Here is a 3,099-nt window from a genome sequence, read left to right on the forward strand (position 1 = left end):
CGCTTCTCGTCAGTTGCGAACTTCGGAACGAATTATTTTCTGTTAAAGATAAAAATTCTTGCGAAACGTGAACGTGAACTTACCACAAAATTCGCAATTGCGAGAAACGGCTGTTAGTAGCCGTTTTTACCAATATTTAATTTGTCTTTTTTTGCTTAAAATTATTTCTTTTTCTGAGTTATAATCGACTTCTTCAATCCAATTATTTTCCTTGTCATATTTGTACTCATTGAAATACGTATTAATTATTTCTCCAGAGTTATTTTTATCAACGACTTTAACAAAGTCATTATTCGAATTATATTCATAGAATAATTGAGTGGTATTTCCTGATATTGTTGTAGTAAAAACTGATGTTAATTCGTTTTCATATTCAATTTTCCAAGTTCTTGATAAAGAACCGTTTTTCAATTCTGTACCAGAGACTGGAAGTCGTGACAACGTATCGCTATAACGATTTACTATCTCACTTTTTCCACTAATATCTTCAGTTTCTATTTTAATAATTTGTTTATTTTTATTTTTAATAAATATGCTTTTTGATATAATTTTACCTTTTACTATAATTCTTGACTCCTTTAGAATGTTGTCTTTGTCATAAATAAATTCCTTTTTTTGAATTAGCCCATTTATGTTAGATTCTTCAATCGATATACAGTTATGATGATTAAATGTATATACAGTTTTTGTGGAATAACTCGGAATTCCTTGTTTTTTTGGAAAAGAAGTTGTTTCTATTATTTTCTTTACATGTCCTTTTAAATTAAATTCATTATTACTTATTTTCTGTTGACTACAGCTAAACAGGATAAAAAGAATGGATAAGATAAAGGAAGGTTTCATAAGATAATTGTTCGTTCTCAAAATGGCTACTAACGTTCCGCCGCTTGGCGATGTAGCGGCAAGTTAAGAAAAAATATGATAGAAAAACAGATTGGAAAATCCAGCGGATTTTCCAAAACAAGTATTAGTAGCTATAGCGCTAAACGGCTGTTATGGCTCGTTGCTTCCCGTCAACTTGAGCACGCAAACTTTTGACGATTTTCATTTCTGGTTAGATTTTTATTTTCTGCTTATTTTCTGAGAAGAAATTCCACACAAACATTTTCAAAACTTTGTTGAGTTTGTTTTTCGCGAGCACTTCAAATCAAACTTTCTGCAACGAACTTTTTCCAGGAACTTTTTCCGGTTCAAACTTTCAATTTTCCAGTTGAAATTTTCGGCAACTTTTTAATTGATTATTTTCTGAGTAAACTTGGAGAAGTAATGAGCCATAACGTTCCGCGGCTTTGCGCTGTAGCGGCAAGTTAAGGATAAATGTAATAAGAAATTGTGATGTTCAGCGTATTTTCCAAGAAAGACAAACTAGCTATGGCGCAAAACCGCTGTTATAGCCAGTTGCAACTACCAACAATCTTTAAAAAACGAATAACTATGTCTTAAGTTTTCGGCAGTTATTCCTTCTTCATCGTAAAAATATTCCTTTTTCCCATTTGATTTTTTCAGTATCCAGGTTTTTAATGTTGAGTCACTATAGAGTGTGTCAGTTTCATTTTTTTTATGGACAATGAATGCGTAAGTGTATTCTAAAAAATGACTTTCATCTTTTGATTTAAGTGATTTTATATCTTCTATAAACCCGTCATCATTTATTGTAAGTTTTGCGTGTTCGTCTGGAAAATTCCAAAAAGTATCCTCACCAATGTCAGTAGAGAATGTAGTGATTGTTCCCATAAATTTTATTATCTCAACTTTATTTCTGTTTTGAGAGTTTTTTTCAGTCTCTTCAACAACAACTTTTTTACTCGTGCATGATAAAACGCCAAATAAAATTCCAAATATGACTGTTGTTTTTTTCATTGTTCTCGGTTAAGCAGTTTCGGTTGCAATTGGCTATAACGTTCCGCCGCTTGGCGTAGTGGCGGCAAGTTAAAGAAAAATGTAATAAGAAATGCTGAAGTTCAGAGTATTTTCCAAGAAAGACAAACTAGCTATTGCGCCAAACGGCTGTTGTGCGCAGTTCATTCTTTGTCGATTAAAACTCCGTCTGTTATGTCAAGCAATTTATAAGTGTCAAATACTAACTGCGAAAACTCTTCAACTGATTTTTTAGAAAATTTCATGAAGTCAGCTTTTTTCATAAAAACTACTTCATCTTCACTAAGAGTCAAGAATGATTTTGTAATTTCAGTTCCATGAGCTGCATAGTTTCTCGTTGAAATAATCTCTGCAAGATTTTGTTGAACAACTTTTACAAAGCTTGACAAATCACTTACCGGAAAATCTTCAACCGTTTTTAATTTTTTCATTACTTTCCCTTGGTATCTGCCAGTATTAAGAACTTGTTTATATAAGTTAATTTTCGCGCCAAAAGTTAGAGGTAAAATAAAACTCTGCAAAAAGATATTTCGAGTATCGTTATCTTTAGATTGTTGAGCAAAAAAATTGTACAATATTCTGTTTAGGCTGTCTTCAATTTTTAAACTCAATGCTAGAACTTTACCTCTGGTTTCAATTTCTTTATTTTCCAATTTTCTCTTTTTTAGGGGTGTTGTCTTGAATTGCGCACAACGTTCCGCGGCTTTGCGCTGTAGCGGCAAATTAAGAATAAATGTAATAAGAAATTCTGATGTTCAGAGTATTTTCCAAGAAAGATAAGCCAGCTATAGCGCAAAACCGCTGTTAGCGGTAGTTTCGTTCTTTCAAGCCTTTTCCAAAACTTCTTTAAAGGTGATAAAGCTTTCTTTTAATATTTTGGATTTTATGGCGAAAACCATACTTATTTTGCGCATATATTCCTTTTCGGTTTCTGAAATGGCGTTATAATCAGGATTCTTATTTACCAGGAATTTTACACGCAATTCCTCAAGAATTTCATCATGATTATTTATCCAATTTGAAGTATAACTTTTCAATAATTGTGTTTCTTTTTTATCAAAATGAAAAATCTCAATTCTTATTTTGTTGAGAATAACTTTTGATGTTTCTCCAAAGTAATTATCATATTGAGATTCTCCCAACACTATAATTTCTTTCAACATTTTTATTTCTTCCGGATTAAATTTTATCGTTCTCATTTTATGGTGGTTTAAGAAATTA

At 31.6% G+C, this 3,099-nt stretch carries 4 protein-coding genes; all 4 read right to left on the bottom strand.

All coding sequences use genetic code 11. From position 1 onward, the window contains the following. Nucleotides 1-126: 126 nt before the first annotated feature. Nucleotides 127-843, bottom strand: coding sequence for a hypothetical protein (locus tag L1S31_RS14760; RefSeq protein WP_236465549.1), 717 nt, complete (start codon nt 841-843; stop codon nt 127-129). 561 nt (nt 844-1,404) lie between these two features. After that, complete coding sequence (locus L1S31_RS14765) at nt 1,405-1,860, bottom strand: hypothetical protein (RefSeq protein ID WP_236465550.1); 456 nt, start codon at nt 1,858-1,860, stop codon at nt 1,405-1,407. A gap of 161 nt (nt 1,861-2,021) precedes the next feature. Next, nucleotides 2,022-2,531 (bottom strand): hypothetical protein, encoded by a 510-nt coding sequence (locus tag L1S31_RS14770; protein ID WP_236465551.1) that lies wholly within the window; start codon nt 2,529-2,531, stop codon nt 2,022-2,024. 171 nt (nt 2,532-2,702) lie between these two features. After that, on the bottom strand, nt 2,703-3,077 hold the full coding sequence (locus L1S31_RS14775) for a hypothetical protein (protein WP_236465552.1): 375 nt from the start codon (nt 3,075-3,077) through the stop codon (nt 2,703-2,705). Between the last annotated feature and the right edge of the window lie 22 nt (nt 3,078-3,099).

Origin of the sequence: Flavobacterium wongokense (assembly GCF_021608265.1) — a bacterium.
Taxonomy (GTDB): Bacteria; Bacteroidota; Bacteroidia; order Flavobacteriales; family Flavobacteriaceae; genus Flavobacterium; species Flavobacterium wongokense.

What these genes read in the sequence shown, in the direction of transcription:
- L1S31_RS14765 (WP_236465550.1), bottom strand. Translation starts at nt 1,860, where the DNA reads ATGAAAAAAACAACAGTCATATTTGGAATTTTATTTGGCGTTTTATCA.
- L1S31_RS14775 (WP_236465552.1), bottom strand. Translation starts at nt 3,077, where the DNA reads ATGAGAACGATAAAATTTAATCCGGAAGAAATAAAAATGTTGAAAGAA.
- L1S31_RS14760 (WP_236465549.1), bottom strand. Translation starts at nt 843, where the DNA reads ATGAAACCTTCCTTTATCTTATCCATTCTTTTTATCCTGTTTAGCTGT.